Source organism: Caproicibacterium sp. NSD3, assembly GCF_053613275.1.
Genome location: NZ_CM132119.1, coordinates 1,901,504 through 1,917,648 on the forward strand (window position 1 = coordinate 1,901,504; position 16,145 = coordinate 1,917,648).

The 16,145-nt window shown below is 45.2% G+C and carries 20 protein-coding genes; 3 read left to right on the forward strand and 17 right to left on the reverse strand.

The window, feature by feature from the left end; genetic code table 11:
* Window positions 1–20: 20 nt before the first annotated feature.
* From ACVS9P_RS09335 to ACVS9P_RS09345, 3 genes are read right to left on the reverse strand one after another with little or no spacing between them, the layout of a single operon-like run.
* Window positions 21–1,229, reverse strand: coding sequence for a CaiB/BaiF CoA transferase family protein (locus ACVS9P_RS09335; protein ID WP_452103283.1), 1,209 nt, complete (start codon window positions 1,227–1,229; stop codon window positions 21–23).
* Between the two features lie 34 nt (window positions 1,230–1,263).
* On the reverse strand, window positions 1,264–2,046 hold the full coding sequence (locus ACVS9P_RS09340; RefSeq protein ID WP_452103284.1) for an enoyl-CoA hydratase/isomerase family protein: 783 nt from the start codon (window positions 2,044–2,046) through the stop codon (window positions 1,264–1,266).
* Complete coding sequence (locus ACVS9P_RS09345; RefSeq protein ID WP_452104699.1) at window positions 2,046–3,224, reverse strand: CaiB/BaiF CoA transferase family protein; 1,179 nt, start codon at window positions 3,222–3,224, stop codon at window positions 2,046–2,048. Before ACVS9P_RS09345 ends, ACVS9P_RS09340 begins: the two co-directional genes overlap by 1 nt.
* Window positions 3,225–3,898: 674 nt before the next feature.
* Here ACVS9P_RS09345 and ACVS9P_RS09350 point away from each other — a divergent pair.
* The 3 genes from ACVS9P_RS09350 (at window position 3,899) to ACVS9P_RS09360 (ending at window position 7,659) form a co-directional block, all read left to right on the forward strand.
* Window positions 3,899–5,092, forward strand: a complete 1,194-nt coding sequence (locus ACVS9P_RS09350; protein WP_452103285.1) for a thiolase family protein — start codon at window positions 3,899–3,901, stop codon at window positions 5,090–5,092.
* Between the two features lie 37 nt (window positions 5,093–5,129).
* Window positions 5,130–6,023: a 3-hydroxyacyl-CoA dehydrogenase family protein gene (locus ACVS9P_RS09355; protein ID WP_452103286.1), complete on the forward strand. Its 894-nt coding sequence runs from the start codon at window positions 5,130–5,132 to the stop codon at window positions 6,021–6,023.
* 307 nt (window positions 6,024–6,330) lie between these two features.
* The gene (locus tag ACVS9P_RS09360; RefSeq protein ID WP_452103287.1) at window positions 6,331–7,659 is read left to right on the forward strand and encodes an SLC13 family permease; all 1,329 of its coding nucleotides are present in this window, start codon (window positions 6,331–6,333) and stop codon (window positions 7,657–7,659) included.
* A gap of 986 nt (window positions 7,660–8,645) precedes the next feature.
* Here ACVS9P_RS09360 and rplQ read toward each other — a convergent pair.
* The 14 genes from rplQ to rpsE all read right to left on the reverse strand — a co-directional run bounded on the left by rplQ (window position 8,646) and on the right by rpsE (window position 16,136).
* Entirely contained in the window at window positions 8,646–8,987 is a 342-nt protein-coding gene (gene rplQ / locus ACVS9P_RS09365; protein WP_180340123.1) for a 50S ribosomal protein L17, read from the reverse strand.
* 40 nt (window positions 8,988–9,027) lie between these two features.
* Entirely contained in the window at window positions 9,028–9,981 is a 954-nt protein-coding gene (locus tag ACVS9P_RS09370; protein ID WP_452103288.1) for a DNA-directed RNA polymerase subunit alpha, read from the reverse strand.
* 68 nt (window positions 9,982–10,049) lie between these two features.
* On the reverse strand, window positions 10,050–10,676 hold the full coding sequence (rpsD, locus tag ACVS9P_RS09375; protein ID WP_452103289.1) for a 30S ribosomal protein S4: 627 nt from the start codon (window positions 10,674–10,676) through the stop codon (window positions 10,050–10,052).
* 33 nt (window positions 10,677–10,709) lie between these two features.
* Window positions 10,710–11,123 (reverse strand): 30S ribosomal protein S11, encoded by a 414-nt coding sequence (rpsK, locus tag ACVS9P_RS09380; RefSeq protein WP_452103290.1) that lies wholly within the window; start codon window positions 11,121–11,123, stop codon window positions 10,710–10,712.
* Between the two features lie 15 nt (window positions 11,124–11,138).
* On the reverse strand, window positions 11,139–11,507 hold the full coding sequence (gene rpsM, locus ACVS9P_RS09385; protein ID WP_452103291.1) for a 30S ribosomal protein S13: 369 nt from the start codon (window positions 11,505–11,507) through the stop codon (window positions 11,139–11,141).
* A gap of 56 nt (window positions 11,508–11,563) precedes the next feature.
* The gene (rpmJ, locus tag ACVS9P_RS09390) at window positions 11,564–11,677 is read right to left on the reverse strand and encodes a 50S ribosomal protein L36 (RefSeq protein WP_004824776.1); all 114 of its coding nucleotides are present in this window, start codon (window positions 11,675–11,677) and stop codon (window positions 11,564–11,566) included.
* 51 nt (window positions 11,678–11,728) lie between these two features.
* Window positions 11,729–11,947: a translation initiation factor IF-1 gene (gene infA / locus ACVS9P_RS09395; RefSeq protein WP_452103292.1), complete on the reverse strand. Its 219-nt coding sequence runs from the start codon at window positions 11,945–11,947 to the stop codon at window positions 11,729–11,731.
* Window positions 11,948–11,952: 5 nt separating this feature from the next.
* The gene (locus tag ACVS9P_RS09400) at window positions 11,953–12,216 is read right to left on the reverse strand and encodes a KOW domain-containing RNA-binding protein (RefSeq protein WP_452103293.1); all 264 of its coding nucleotides are present in this window, start codon (window positions 12,214–12,216) and stop codon (window positions 11,953–11,955) included.
* A gap of 11 nt (window positions 12,217–12,227) precedes the next feature.
* Complete coding sequence (gene map / locus ACVS9P_RS09405; RefSeq protein ID WP_452103294.1) at window positions 12,228–12,983, reverse strand: type I methionyl aminopeptidase; 756 nt, start codon at window positions 12,981–12,983, stop codon at window positions 12,228–12,230.
* Between the two features lie 3 nt (window positions 12,984–12,986).
* On the reverse strand, window positions 12,987–13,619 hold the full coding sequence (locus tag ACVS9P_RS09410) for an adenylate kinase (RefSeq protein ID WP_452103295.1): 633 nt from the start codon (window positions 13,617–13,619) through the stop codon (window positions 12,987–12,989).
* Window positions 13,620–13,637: 18 nt separating this feature from the next.
* Window positions 13,638–14,972, reverse strand: a complete 1,335-nt coding sequence (secY, locus tag ACVS9P_RS09415; RefSeq protein ID WP_452103296.1) for a preprotein translocase subunit SecY — start codon at window positions 14,970–14,972, stop codon at window positions 13,638–13,640.
* Window positions 14,973–15,416 carry a 50S ribosomal protein L15 gene (gene rplO, locus ACVS9P_RS09420; RefSeq protein WP_452103297.1) on the reverse strand — a complete coding sequence of 148 codons (444 nt, stop codon included), beginning with the start codon at window positions 15,414–15,416 and terminating at the stop codon, window positions 14,973–14,975.
* A 21-nt stretch (window positions 15,417–15,437) separates the two neighbouring features.
* Window positions 15,438–15,617: a 50S ribosomal protein L30 gene (gene rpmD / locus ACVS9P_RS09425; protein ID WP_266161856.1), complete on the reverse strand. Its 180-nt coding sequence runs from the start codon at window positions 15,615–15,617 to the stop codon at window positions 15,438–15,440.
* A 15-nt stretch (window positions 15,618–15,632) separates the two neighbouring features.
* Window positions 15,633–16,136 (reverse strand): 30S ribosomal protein S5, encoded by a 504-nt coding sequence (gene rpsE, locus ACVS9P_RS09430; RefSeq protein WP_452103298.1) that lies wholly within the window; start codon window positions 16,134–16,136, stop codon window positions 15,633–15,635.
* Window positions 16,137–16,145 lie beyond the last annotated feature (9 nt).

The following is a 16,145-nucleotide window of genomic DNA, read 5'->3' on the forward strand; positions in this document are numbered from 1 at the left end:
CTCCTTTCGTTAAGCCTTTGTTAAATTACTTCTCCAGCTTCCTGCATTTTTTTAACTTCTTCTTCTGTGTATCCGTTTTCTCTCAAGACTTCATCCGTATCACAGCCGATCTTTCCGGAAGTTTTGCAAGGAATATGAGCCGGATCAATGGAACTAAAATGTACCGGACCATTTGTAAATACAGTCTTTACGCCATCCGAATACTCATGAAAATAAGTATAATGATTTGCGACCACCTGTGGATCATAAGGCACGTCTTTCATATGACGGACAGGCTCATGGGGCAAATCATGTTCGTCCAGCAGCTTATGCCAATATTCGACCGGATATTTTTTAAACGTCTCATCGAAAATCGTGGTAAGATCTTTTCTGCTCTCTTTTGTGTAAAATTCCGTAATGGTAGAAAAGCGCGGATCCTTTGCAAGTTCCGGTCTTTCAATCACTTCACAAAGTTCAGGAAAACGACGATAATCTATGACCGCAAGATAAATCCACTCGCCGTCGGCACATTTGTAGGCATTGCTGGTCGCATGACTGCAGTCATAATGATCTCGTGGGAATACCCTGCCGTTAAATGCATTCAACAGTCCTGTAGTCAACATGAAAATTCCAGCCTGCAGCAGAGAGACATCCACTTTTTCGCCCGCTCCGGTTTTTGCTTTTTTGTAAAGGGATGCAGAAATTCCAGCAGCAAGTGCCACTGCCACACTATGATCGCCAACTCCAGCAACCGTCATCAGAGGAGGACCTCCGGCAGGTGCTAAATCGCCTAAGAATCCGCTGCGGGAACAAAACGCAGTATAGTCATAACCAGGGCGGTCTTTTTCTGGGCCTTCCGAACCATATCCAAGAACGGAAGCATGAATCAATCCCGGATACTGATCTTTTAGCTGCTCATAGGTGAGTCCCATTCCCTTTAGTGCCTGCACACGATAATTGGTTAAAAACACATCCGCCGTTGACAAAAGCTTATGAAAAGCCTTCATTCCTTCTTGCGTACGCATATTGAGGCATACAAAGCGCTTGTTCATATTTTGCTCGTCAAAATGCGGGTTTGCCACTTCTGTGCATGGAGAAAGGGAAGTGCCTGCCTGTTTTCTCCATGTATCACCATTCGGAGATTCCACTTTAATAACATCTGCACCCCATTCGGCCAAAATTCGGCTTGTCATTGGGCCTGCCAGCATTGTGGAAAGTTCTATCACTTTTACACCTTCCAATGGTCTCATAATAAATTTCCTCCTTTAATTCAAATTAAATCTATCAGCAGCCTTTAAAATTCGGGGAACGTTTTTCAAGGAATGCTGCTGTTCCTTCTTTGCGGTCTTCGGTACTAAATGCTACCGTTTGTGCCAGACGTTCAATCATCAGTCCGGTATTGATATCGGTTTCGCTTCCCATATTGATTGCAATTTTTCCCATTGTGATTGCGACAGGACCTTTGGCCATAATCTTTTTTGCCATTTTTTCGGCCGCCGCCATCAAAGACTCATGATCATCCTCTGTCACTTGATTGACGAGTCCAATCGAGTGTGCCTCCTCTGCGTCGATAATTCGTCCGGTAAAGATCAATTCTTTTGCTCTTCCGATGCCGACAAGGCGTGTTAGACGCTGTGTACCGCCCGCTCCCGGGATAATACTCAGATTTACTTCCGGCTGACCGAATTTGGAACGTTTTGTTGCGATTCTCAAATCACACGCCATTGCAAGCTCACAGCCACCGCCCAAAGCATAACCGTTCACTGCACAAATGACAGGTTTATAAAGGTCTTCCAAATCTTTTAATGCAATAGAAGAGGTCCCCTGCAGCATTTTCAAATAAGCGCGGTCATGGATTTCTTTAATATCTGCGCCGCTCGCAAGTGCTTTATCTCCGGCGCCGCTGATAATAACGACCTTTACCTCATCATCTTCCCGCGCACACTGCACTGCCGTGCGGATATCGTTCCACATAGCCGGTGTCAATGCATTCCGCATTTCTGGGCGATTCAAAGTAAGATACAGAATCCCCTCACGATTTTCATAAAGAATGTTTTCGAACTTCATCAGATAATCCCCGCTTTCCTCATTTCGTCTACTTTTGCGGCATTCCAACCTAAATACTCCTCATAGACTTCACGATTGTGCTGTCCCAAAGTAGGCGGAGCAATATGATTTGTTCGGTACCCAGAACCCATTTTAATGGGTGTTCCCATTGTCGGAATCTTTCCAAGCACCGGGTCGTCAATCTCAAAAACAATCCCTTTTTCATCTACATAATCATCGTTAGCAAGATCAGCCGGCGACAGGAGCGGCCCATTTGGGACCCCAGCTTTCTCAACCATATCCAATGCTTCTGCCCTTGTCTTATCTTTTAACCAATCTGAAACGATTGCGTCTAATTTTTCCACATTCTGAATCCGCAGTGTGTTATTCGCGAACTCTGGTGAATGCAGACGCTCATCCCCGATCAGCTCCGAAAGCTTCTCAAACATCTTCTGACTGGCTGCCGCAATATAGATGTAGCTGTCTTTTGTCTTATAAAGATTACACGGTGCTACCGTAGGTCTGCGGTTTCCGGTGCGCTCCGTTGTTTTTCCTGTCAGCCGATATTCTGGGATTCTCCATTCCAAGCCACAGATCAAAGCATCGGTAATTGCAATATCGACCAACTGTCCTTTTCCGGTACGCTCTCTGCCAAGCAATGCAATTGAAATTCCGAGTGCCGCCTGGTATCCGCCAATATAATCCCCGATAATCGTCCCGATCTTTTGCGGATGACCATCCGGATCTCCTGTACAGTCCATCAGTCCGGACATCGACTGCATCACCATATCCAACGCTTTCTTATCTTTATAGCGTCCGTAAAGTCCGAAGCCACTGATATAACAAGCGATTATTTTTGGATTTCTTTCCTTGATCTTTTCATAGGTCAGACCACATTTTTCCAAAAACGCAACACGGTAATTTGTCAGAAACACATCGGATTTTTCAATCATTTTCAAAATCGTTTCTAACCCTTCCGGTTTTGTAATATCCAAGGTAACCGATCTTTTATCACGATTAAAAACTCTGTAATAAAGACTCTCTCCTTTATAAAAAGGTCCGTTTGCTCTGGTAACATCCCCTGCTCCGGTCCGTTCAATATGAATGACATCTGCACCCCATTCACCAAGGATCTGCCCTGCAACCGGGCCTGCCACCCAATGGGTCAGTTCGACCACACGAATTCCTTCAAGATTCATACTCAAAATTTGTAATGCTCCTTTCGATCTGTAAATTTCATAACTTCCACTCATTGAAACAAGCAAAAAGCATGCCAATATTCTTTATCACGACAAAATTTTATTTTTGCTTTTTAAAAAGCCGAACACTTTTCATCTTTTTAGAAAAGTGTTCGGCTAAAAATTTTATTCAGATTACAACTGCAAATCTTATCTTATAAAGAGATTTTTCCCTAAATCCGAAAGTCTTACTTTTTCTTTTCTTTTTATTATGTCGCTCTGCTAAAAAAATTTTAATATTTTTCATAATCATTTTCAAAAAGCTCTAAAAAGGCGAAAAAGCTCTTTATAAAATGTGCATACTTCACTTTTTATGTGAAGCGTGCACGTTGCACATTTCACATTTTATATTTTTATACAACTATGTCATAAAATATTGTGCATTTTGACGAATATCTTTTTTGAAAAAGTGCACAATTATTTTTTGTGCTTTTGTATAGTATGAAAAATTGTATTTCAAGTTTTTTCTAAAAAGCCGCTGTTTTCCCGGATTCTTTCAAAAAAGAAATCTTTTTTCTCCCTTTTTCGCAATAATTGGCACGGATATTGCTTGTTCTGTTTAGTGACGTGACCAATTAAGCAGTTAAGCAGTTATTCGGAAATCCATATTTAATTTTGAAGGGAGTCATCAATAAATGGAAAAAGAAAACGTTTATATCATGGGAGCCGTTCGTACAGCAATCGGTAAATACGGCGGATCTCTCAAAAGTGTTCCTGCTCATCAAATGGGAGCTTCCATTATTAAAGAAGTTTTAAAACGTGCAAATGTTACAGGTGATATGGTCGATGGTGTTGTCTTAGGAGAAGTTCGTCAGAGCACCGAGGCTTCTAATATTGCAAGATGCGCTGCTTTGGAAGCCGGTCTTCCGGAAACAGTCCCTGGATTCACCGTAAATCGGTTGTGTGCTTCTGCAATGCAGGCTGTTTACAGCGGCAGTCTTCTCATCTGGCATGGAGATGCAGATGTAATGATTACCGGCGGTACCGAAAACATGAGCCGCGCACCCCATTATCTTAGAAACGAGCGCTGGGGAAACGGTACGCTGACCCTAATTGATTCCAATATTGAGGGCGGCACTACCGACCAGCCTTACAGTATTTATGGCAGCGATCTCAGCATGCCAAAAACTGCTGAAAACGTTGCGGAGCAGTTCCACATCTCTCGTAAGGAGCAGGATGAATTCTCCGCAGAAAGCCAGCGCCGTGCAGCCGTCGCAATTGAAAAGGGATACTTTAAGGATGAAATCCTTCCGCTGGAAATCAAAGAAAAGAAACGTACCTTTACCTTTGATACGGATGAGTTCCCCCGTCCTGGGACCACAATGGAAATCCTTTCGAAGCTTCGTCCAATTGTAAAGCCTGACGGAACAGTCACTGCAGGCAACTCCTGCGGACGTAACGATGGCGCAGCCGCTCTGGTTCTTATGTCCGAAAAGAAAGTAAAAGAAACCGGCCTCAAGCCGCTGGCAAGAATCGTGGATATCACAGGTGCTGCTCTTGACCCAAGAATTATGGGATATGGCCCGGTCATTTCCACCCGCAAAATCATGAAACGTACCGGCATGACAATCGATCAGTTTGATCTGGTAGAGCTCAACGAGGCATTTGCTTCTCAGTCGGTCGCCTGCATCCGCGATTTGGGACTTGATCCTGCGAAAGTAAACATTAACGGCGGCGCGATTGCTCTTGGTCATCCGCTCGGCTGCACCGGAGCCCGTTTGATTGTCACCCTGCTGCACAACCTGCAGAGAACAAATGGCCGTTATGGTCTTGCTACTCTCTGCATCGGCGGCGGACAGTCCATGGCAACCATCATCGAAAGACTTTAATTACAGAACATATTAAAAAACAGTGAGGTGTATCCATATGACTATTGATCAGATAAAAACAGTGGTTGTAATTGGTGCAGGCGCCATGGGGCAGCAAATTGCTATGAATACCGCTCTCAATGGACGTGCAAAAAATTATAAAGTTGTTATCTGTGATTCCTTCCCAAGTGCTGTAGAAAAAGCACAAAAATGGGCCGCAGAATATCTGAAAGGCCGCGTTGCAAAATGCCGTATCACCCAGGAAGAATGTGATCAAATCAGCGAAAATCTTTCCTTCTCCAATGATGTGGATGCTTCTGCAGCAAAAGCAGATTTCATTATCGAAGCCATCATTGAAGATATGAAGATCAAGCGCGAACTTTTTCAGAGAATCAGCAAGCTCTGCAAACCGGATACTATTATCGGCACCAACAGTTCCAACATGGTTAGTTCCAAATTTGCCGATGTTACCACCAATCCGGAACGCCTTTTAAATGTTCATTATTTTAATCCCGCTTTGGTTATGAAGCTGGTAGAAATTGTTCGCGGACCTCATACTTCTGAAAATACCATTCAAACTGCAAAGGCTTTCGCAGCCAGCACCGGAAAATCTCCGATTATCATTAACAAAGAGATCCCTGGATTCGTCGCAAACCGTATCAATGCAGCTGTTACTCATGAAGCCTGCTCTCTTTTGGAAAAAGGGATTGCTTCTGTTGAAGACATTGACACTGCCTGCGAAAAAGGACTTAACTACCCAATGGGGCCCTTTAAACTGATGGACTTGACCGGCATTGATGTCAACTATTATGTCCGCCGTGATCGCTATGCCGAGAGCGGAGACGAATACGATAAACCCAGTCCGCTGGTCGTTGAAAAGTTCAAAAAAGGTGAATTCGGAAGAAAAACAGGAAAAGGCTGGTATGACTACACAAACCAATCAAAAAAATAATTTTATTTTGCGAAAAGGAATTATAAAGACTCCTTATTTACGCTAAGATAAAATGATTTTTAGAATATTTACTTAATAAATTGCGATTCCCAAGATGCTCAAAATGATTCTCATATGATAAGTGCAAAAAAATTCGGACCATCTTTTCTTACATATGAAACATTTTCGCTGTAGACACATTAAACGCTTAATTCAATTTTCAGAATCAAATTGCAATTAATGCATCTCTTATCAACTCTAAAAAGTGCTTTTATTAAAAAATGTAACAATAAAAATTAATTTCCTATTTTATGAGAGGTGAATGTAAATGGCATCAAGTACTATTGCAATCATTATCACTGTCATTACAATGATCATTTTTATGATCGACAAATTACCTATGAGTGTAACTGCCTGCCTTTGTGCATTGGCAATGGGCATTGCGCTCCCTGAAATGAAACTGTCTCAAATTTATTCCGGATTCGGCGGCAGCTCGATTGTCATGGTTGCCGGCATGATGATTGTCGGCGACGCACTATTCCAGACCGGCGTTGCACAGCGTCTGGGTGCTAAAATCGGCAAGCTGAAAATTGCTCAGAATGAAAAATGGTTTATCGTTCTGATCGTTATCGTTTGCACGATTATGTCCGCATTTATGAGCAACTCCGGTTGTATCGCCATGTGGATGCCGATTATCGCAGCAGTTGCTGCCGGCTCCAACGGAAAAATCCGTTCCAAGATGGTGATTATGCCTGCCGGCATCGCCTGTATCGTCGGCGGCGGTTCCACTCTGACTGGTTCCGTTTCTCAGGTAACCGCAAACTCTATTTTGATGGGAACTGCCGGCTATGAAGCCGGAATGGGTGTCTTTGATATGACCCGTGTCATGTGGTCAGTCTGTATCGTTCAAGTCCTTTTCTGGGCTACTATTGGCTACACAATCTTGGTAAAGGTTCTCAAGCCAGAAAGCCCCGACTTTGACAAAGGCAATTCCTTTGCGGAAGCTTCTTCTAGTCTCGATATGAGCGAGTTTAACAAAATTCCGAAATGGAAAGGGACCATGTCCCTTGTTGTTATGGCGTTTTGTGTTATTGCCTTTATCCTGAGCGGATTTAAACCTTTCAGTAAATATCTGGATATTGCAGATATTGCTATGATTGGTTCTATGGTTCTGTTCGTCACAGGAACAATTTCTGTTAAAAAGACACTTGCCAGCATGGATTGGAACATTCTGATCATGGTTGGCGCAATCACTGCTTTAGGTACTGGACTTGATGTTTCCGGCGGCGGCAAAGTCATTGCAGATAGCATCCTCGGTATATTCGGTGGAGCAAACGCATCTGTTGTTGTTCTCATGACTGTTCTGGTTATCCTCTCCAGTGTTCTTACAAACTTCATGCAGAACGGCGGTGTTGCCGCAATGTTGACTCCTGTTTATATCTCTTTGGCTTTAAGCCTTGGAATTAGCCCACTCCCGTTCGTTATTGCAATCGGCATCACCACGAACCTCGCAATCTGCACTCCTATCGGCACTGCTGTAAACATGCAGATTTTGCCGGCAGGCTACAAGTTCAGCGATTATATGAAGATCGGCGGACCGCTCTTCATTATCATGGTTGCTATGGTTGCAGTTCTTTGTCCTCTGGTTTTGTTCTAACTTTTTCTCCTGATTCTGAAAATAGAAAAAATATTTTTTGAAACTTGTGTCTATAAAAACTCTTTGATTATGTCTTACTGACCGATTAGAAAATCTAAAAGTCCTCACTTTAAGCACCTTTACACTCCTTCAACTTTGTTCTCCTCCTACCACAAAAGGGTACAACTGAACGTGTAAAAATTTGATTTTACTTTTTAAAATGGTCAGTGTTTTGTTTTTATTTCTCTCCCTAATGCAAATGCCATTTCTGCACGATGAAGTACAGAAATGGCATTTGCTATGTTTTTTTACCTCTCATAACAGATGAAGTCTGCAGAATCAAATTTTGATACTGCAGACTTCATTTTTTATATTTGTTTTAAGGGAATTGATTTAGCATCTAAATAAAGGCTTTCTAATAAATAAAAGGGGATAAAACAATACGCCTGATCTTATCCCCTATGGATTACTCCTCCATGAATTCGTAATTCAACATGCCTTTTAAAAAGCCCTCTGAATTCTAGCAACTCTTTTTCCGGTAATTCCCCGCGCGGCCACTACAAAATTCTATAAAGGCAACACAATACCTCGTTGTCCCTCTTTAAGAAGGTTTTGCAATTAGATAGGATCGAAACACGCAGATTGTCCCAGGAAGCGATCAATCTGTTTCTTACTTATTCACAAGCACAGGCTTTCAATTCTCGCGCTGTAACCGGCTATATTAGGAATTGGCACTTTTACTGCTTATTATAGAAAGCCAACCCAGGAAAGGTACCGGACCTTTCCTTTATTGCCTGGTAAAATTCATGGCACTGTGAGCTCCTACTCAAAAGTTTATTGGTCTATCCATTGTCTGTTTTTCGCTCTTTTAAGCTTTTTTAAAGTCAAAGCAGCATCAGAATTTTTTGCGTTTTTCCTGTCAAGAAAATTTCATAGGACTTTTACCCATAAAAAAATCCCTCCGAAAAAACTTCCGAAGGGATTTCATTTTTATAAAAGCAAAACGCTCAGAGCAGCTCGATAATGGCCATCTCCGCGGCATCGCCGCGGCGAGGTCCGAGTTTTGTGATCCGGCAATAACCGCCGTTACGCTCCGCATACTTGGGAGCGATCTCGGTGAACAATTTATTCACGACATCCTCCTTGGTCACGAAACCTAATACGAGACGCCGATTATGAAGATTATCTTCCTTGGCGACCGTGATCATTTTTTCTGCCATGGCGCGAACGTCTTTGGCACGGGAGACTGTCGTCTCGATCTTTCCATTTTCTAACAGAAAGGTCACCATTGCGCGCAGCATAGCTGTTCTGCTATCAGTAGCTCTTCCGAGCTTTCTGGTTCCTGGCATCGATTATCACTCCTTTGACACTGTCTAGGGATAAGGACCCTTATTCGTCGTCCTTACGCAGATTGAAACCTAAAGAAGCCATCTTCCAGACGACTTCTTCCAGAGATTTACGTCCGAGGTTGCGCACCTTCATCATGTCCTCTTCGGACTTATTGATCAGGTCGCCGACGGTGTTGATACCCGCACGCTTCAGGCAGTTAAAGGAACGGACGGACAAATCCAATTCCTCGATCGTCATCTCCAGAATCTTCTCTTTGCCCTTATCGTCCTTCTCCACCATGATCTCTGTATTGCTGCCGCTGTCGGACAGGTTTACAAACAAATTCAGGTGTTCCGTCAGGACTTTCGCGGCCAGAGAAACTGCTTCCTGGGCGCCGATAACGCCGTTGGTCCACACTTCAAGGGTCAGTTTATCGAAATCGATGCTCTGCCCCACACGGGTGGGCTCTACGTTAAAGTTCACCTTAGAAACAGGGGTATAAATAGAATCTACCGGTAATTCGCCGATTGTAATATTTGTCATATTCTGCTTATTCCGCTCTGCAGAAATATAGCCGCGGCCATGATCCAGCGTCAACTCCATTTGAAGCTTAGCGCCTTCTCCCAGAGTAGCAATATGCAGTTCCGGATTCAAAATCTCTACTTCGCTGTCACATTTAATAGAATCGGCAGTTACTTCGCAGGGACCTTCTGCAGAAATCTCAACAGTTTTGGACCCGTCGCAATGCAGCTTTGCAGTCAAATTCTTGATATTCAGCACGATTTCTGTAACGTCTTCTTTAATGCCCGGAATTGTGGAAAACTCATGCACAACTCCATCAATTTTAATTGATGTGCATGCCACACCCGGTAGTGAAGACAAAAGCACACGCCGAAGGCTATTGCCCAAGGTGGTACCGAAGCCGCGCTCTAACGGCTCTACAACAAATCTGCCATAGGTGCCGTCTTCTTTTAGCTCTTCCGTTTGAATTTTGGGCTTTTCAATCTCGATCATTAGCAACCTCCTTAAGACTCTAGCGGGAAAACTCTGCTATCGTAATACATCCTTCCAGAGGAAACGGATTATTTGGAGTAGAACTCGACGATAAGAGTTTCATCAACAGGAAGGTCGATTTCTTCTCTTGTCGGTTTTGCGATGATCTTCCCGGAGAAATTCTCATTGTTTTTCTCCATCCACTTTGGTGCCGGACGAGAAGCATTATCTTCCAGGTTTGCCTTGATCTTTCCACTCTGACGGCTCTTCTCCTGAATGGAGATTGCATCGCCAGGTTTTACCAGATAAGACGGAATATCCACACGGTGACCGTCCACCTGGAAATGTCCATGAACGACCAGTTGGCGGGCTTCAGCACGGGAATTAGCCCAGCCAAGACGATAAATCACGTTATCAAGGCGAGTCTCCAACAGAGAAAGCATGTTTTCACCGGCTTTACCCTGCATCTTAGTAGCCATTTCATAATAATTGTGGAACTGGCTTTCCAAAACGCCATAATAGCGACGGGTTGCCTGCTTTGCACGCAGCTGCATGCCATATTCACTGGTCTTATGGCGGCCCTGACCATGCTGGCCAGGAGCGTAGTTACGGCGATTGATTGCACATTTATCCGTATAGCAGCGCTGGCCTTTCAGAAAGAGCTTCTGGCCCTCTCTGCGGCAAAGCTTGCACACGGAATCGGTATATCTAGCCATGGTATGATTGCACCTCCTGTATTGGTTTTGTTACTAGACGCGTCTTCTTTTCGGCGGACGGCATCCATTATGCGGAATGGGGGTCACGTCTTTGATCAGAGTGACCTCAAGTCCGGCGTTCTGAAGCGCACGGATTGCAGCCTCACGGCCAGAGCCCGGTCCTTTAACAAAAACCTCTACTGCCTTCATTCCATGTTCCATTGCTGCTTTTGCGGCAGTCTCTGCTGCGGTCTGTGCTGCAAAAGGAGTGGATTTTCTGGAGCCGCGGAAACCCAGTTCTCCGGAGCTAGCCCAAGAAACTGCATTGCCCTGCGGGTCGGTAATGGTCACAATCGTATTGTTGAACGTGGACTGAATATGAACACAACCATGATCAATATTTTTGCGCTCACGGCGTCTGCGAGTCGCTGTAACTTTTTTTCCTGTTGCTTTATTTGCTGCTGCCATCGTTAAAATCCCTCCTTACTTTTTCTTGTTCGCCATGGTCTTGCGGGGACCTTTGCGTGTTCTTGCATTGGTCTTGGAACGCTGACCACGCACCGGCAAACCCTTGCGGTGACGCTGGCCACGGTAGGAACCAATTTCGATCAAGCGTTTGATATCAAACGCAACGTCGCGGCGAAGATCGCCTTCCACGCGGCAGTTATGATCAATGTATTCTCTAAGCTTGGCTGCGTCGTCTTCCGTCAGATCGCGGACACGCACATCGGGGTTCACACCGGTCGCCTTGCAAATATCAGAAGCGGTTTTGCGGCCGATTCCAAAAATGTAAGTCAGGGCGATTTCCACACGCTTATCTCTAGGCAAGTCGATACCTGCTATACGAGCCATACTGGTTGCACCTCCATATTTGATAGAAGCGTCATCTGAGACCGATTTCTAGTCTCTTAGCCCTGACGCTGTTTATGCTTCGGATTTTCGCAAATCACCATTACTTTACCTTTACGTTTGATGATTTTGCATTTTTCACACATTTTTTTGACTGAAGGTCTTACTTTCATCTGGGTAACCTCCCTTTATGCGAAAGTATATCGGTTTCCTTGGCGTCACTTTTATTTTGTACGCCATGTGATCCGGCCCTGTGTAAGATCATAAGGAGACAGTTCGAGTGTCACCTTATCCCCGGGCAGAATACGAATAAAATTCATCCGCAATTTCCCAGAAATATGGGCCAGAATAACGTGGTGGTTCTGAAGTTCCACCTTGAACATCGCGTTCGGCAGGGCTTCCACCACAACGCCTTCGGTTTCAATTACGTCCTGTTTTGACATGAGAGTTAAGCCTCCTCTTTCGATGAGCCGGCACTTTGAAATTTTCTCAATGCCGTCCGGATGGAACGATTCGTCTTCAGCATTTCCTCTGGGAGGATCGTGCTGGTTGGAAAAAAGTGGATTCTTTTTTTCTTTTTAGGTTTTTCCAACGGACGGCGTTTTCCATCGCACAAAAAAGCGAAGGAGCCATCTATGGAAAGAATCGCACAGAATGTGTCCCGATCATGTCCTGCGGCAGACCGAACCACCATACCTCGCTTGAGCTCCATTCACAGCCTCCTCAGCGATCGGCCGCGGTCAAAATCACCGGGCCGTCTGGAGTGATCGCGATTGAATTCTCAAAGTGAGCCGCCAGTTTTCCATCCGCCGTTACGGTAGTCCATCCATCGTCGAGGGTCTTTACCTTGTAAGTGCCCTGCGTTATCATGGGCTCAATCGCAATGGTCATGCCGGGCAGCAAGCGTACGCCTCTTCCTGGCGTACCGTAATTTGGAACACTGGGATCTTCATGCATCTTCGCGCCTACTCCGTGGCCGACGAAATCGCGTACCACCGAGTAACCGCGAGCTTCAGCATACCGTTGTACGGCACTGCCCACATCACCCAGCCGATTATTCGGCTGAGCTGCCTTAATGCCTTCAAAAAGGCTTTCGCGGGTCGTGTCCATTAGACGCTGGGCTTCCTCACTGACTTTTCCACAAGGAAAAGTCCATGCGTTATCGCCCACATAGCCTTCCAGGGTAGCGCCAACATCAATAGAGACGATGTCGCCTTCCCGGATGATCTGCTTTTTGCTCGGTATGCCATGGATAACTACCTGATTTACTGAAATGCAGCAGGTTGCTGGAAATCCGCCGTATCCAAGAAATGTTGGCTCTGCGCCTTCACTCTCGATATACTTCTTGGCTGCGCGGTCGATCTCCCAGGTGGAAACACCCGGCTCGACTACCTCTCCAGCAATCTTCAAGGCGTTGGCCGCTACACGGCCAGCTCTTTTCATAAATTGAAGTTCACGGTTTGTTTTTAAAATAATCATTCATTACGCCTCGATCGTCTGTAAAGTCAGTTTTGTGGTATCAGCCACATCTTCCTGACCATCTACGGTATAGAGCTTTCCCTGACGCTTGTAATAGTCTTTCAAAGGCTCAGTCTGCTCGTGGTATACCTTCAGACGTGCTTTAACTGTTTCAGGCAGGTCATCCTTACGCTGAACAAGGGTGCCGCCGCACTTGTCACATTTTTCTTCCACTTTAGGAGGATTGTAGAGCAAGTGGTAGCTGGCGCCGCAGCTTTCGCAGACACGGCGTCCGGACATACGTTTGACGATTTTATCATCAGAGACTTCAAGAGCGATCACACGATCAATCTTGACGCCCATATTGTCCAGAGCCTCGGCCTGAGGGATTGTACGCGGGAAGCCGTCCAGCACAAAACCGTTTGCACAGTCTGGCTGTGCAATCCGATCTTTTACAATGCCGATTACGACTTCGTCTGGTACAAGGGCACCGGAATCCATATAGGATTTCGCTTTTAAGCCCATCTCAGTACCGCTTTTCAGCGCTTCGCGGATCATATTGCCTGTAGAAATTGCGGGAATATTTAAATGTGCACAAACGGCTTCCGCCTGTGTGCCCTTTCCCGCGCCCGGAGCTCCTAAAAAAATCAACTTCATTTTAATGCGCCTCCTCTATCAATCCAAAAAGCCTTTATAATGACGCATCATCATCTGGCTCTCAAGCTGCTTGACAGTCTCCAGCGCAACACCGACCATAATGATAATGGAAGTGCCGCCCATAGAAAGGTTCTGCATCCCCGCAACATTGCCAAAAATAATTGGCAGCAATGCGATAATGGACAGATAAAGAGACCCGATCATGGTAATTTTTGACAGAATCCGGGAAATATAATCAGATGTCGGCTTGCCGGGACGAATTCCCGGAATTGTGCCGTTGTTCTGACGGAGATTGTTTGCCATCTCAATTGGATTGTACTGCATCGCTGTATAGAAAAAGCCAAACAACATAATCAAAAGGAAATACAAAACGCAGTAAAGTAACCCCGTACTACGGAATGCACTGACAAAGCTCGCCCAAAAGCCGGTTGCATTGCTTCCCATAAACAGCTGAATTGTGCTGGGAATGGAAAGAATCACGCTGGCAAAAATGATTGGCATAACGCCGCCCAAACCAACTTTAATCGGCAAATGGCTGCTTTGACCGCCGTATTGTTTCCGTCCAACCACACGTTTTGCGTACTGAATGGGAATACGGCGCTCTGATTCGTTCATAAAAGAGATCAGCCAGATAACGCCAAGGAAGAGTACCACAAAGAGCGGAACCGTAAAGAAATACTTACCGGAATTTGTGGGGTCTCCCGATGCGATACTCAAATACTGACCCAGGGTGTTGATCGTATGGGGCAAACGAGCTACGATGCCGGCAAACAGTAAAATAGAAATACCATTGCCAACGCCAAACTGGTTGATCTGCTCGCCCATCCACATCATCAGTGCAGTACCGGCGGTAAAGCAAAGCACGATAACGAAACCGACGAAAATACCGGTGCCGCCTTGCGTGTATTTTACAATAGAACCGCCATTGCCACTGTTGCGAAGGAACATATAATATGCAAGGCCTTGAATCAAACCAAGAATCACTGCCAAATAACGGACAATGGTTTCTAGGCGTTTACGGCCTTCTTCCCCCTCTTTTGCCATACGTTCAAGAGCGGGAATTGCGATCGTCAATAGTTGGATAATAATCTGGCTGTTGATATATGGCGTAACACTCATCGCAAACAGGGTTGCCTGTGAAAAAGCACCGCCGGACAACATATCCAAATATCCAAGTGCTGTTCCGCTGCCGGTTCCGGCAACAGAATCCATAACAGCTTTTAACTGTGCTGCATCCAAAAAAGGTACCGGAATAACGGCGCCTAAGCGGAAAACAATAATAACCAACACCGTAAAAAGCAGCTTTTTGCGAAGTTCAGGAATTTTCCAGGCGTTCTTAATTGTTTTAAACAATTAGATCACCTCAGCCTTCCCACCTGCCGCTTCAATTTTTTCTTTTGCGGACTTGGAATAGCCATTCACCGATACATTCAGCTTCTTCGTCACATTTCCGTTTGCAAGAATTTTCACACCATCAGCAGCCTTCTTAATAATGCCTGCCTTAATCAATGCCTGCGCATCAATCACAGCGTTATCTTCAAACTTTTTGTCCAAAGTACCAACATTGACGGTGATAATTTCTTTTGCAAAAATATTGTTGAATCCACGCTTCGGGATCCGGCGCTGCAAAGGCATCTGTCCGCCTTCAAAACCGGCTCTCTGACTGAATCCAGCACGGGCTTTCTGACCTTTTTGACCTTTGCCAGAAGTTTTACCCCAACCGGAACCATGACCACGACCGATCCTCTTTGAATTTTTTGTAGAGCCCGGTACTGCTGTCAGATCATGCAATTTCATAATACTCGCACCTCCTTTTAGTTAAGCGTTCTTTACCTCGATGAGGTGGATAATTTTGGCCACCTTGCCTTTGGTCTGCACATTATCGGGTTGCACAGTGCTGTCGCCGATTTTGCGAAGGCCTAGGGACTGGGCGGTAGCGATCTGGTCTTTCTGAGAACCAATCAGGCTCTTGACCAGTCTAATATTTAAGTTAGCCATCTAAAACGCCCTCCCTTAAAGAATCTCTTTCACGGAACGGCCACGAACCGCAGCCACTTCTTCGGCGGTACGCAGTTTGCACAGACCATCCAATGTTGCACGGACTACGTTGCAGGGATTATTAGAGCGCAGTGCCTTGGTACGGATATCACGAATTCCAACAGCCTCGATCACAGAACGGACCGGACCGCCGGCAATTACGCCGGTACCAGGAGCAGCCGGTTTCATCAAAACGCGGCCTGCACCGAACTCTCCAATGATCTCGTGCGGAATTGTAGAACCACGCAGAGAAATCTTTTTCAGGTTCTTCTTAGCGTCCTCAATGCCCTTGCGGATTGCATCCGGAACTTCGCCGGACTTACCGATTCCAAAACCGACAGTGCCTTTCCCGTCGCCCACTACTACAAGTGCAGCAAACTTAAAAATACGGCCGCCTTTTACAGTTTTGGAAACACGGTTGATGGAAACTACATGCTCTTTAAACTCATCGTCTTTTTTTCTTGAGTCGAATCTAGCCAATCGTCTTTC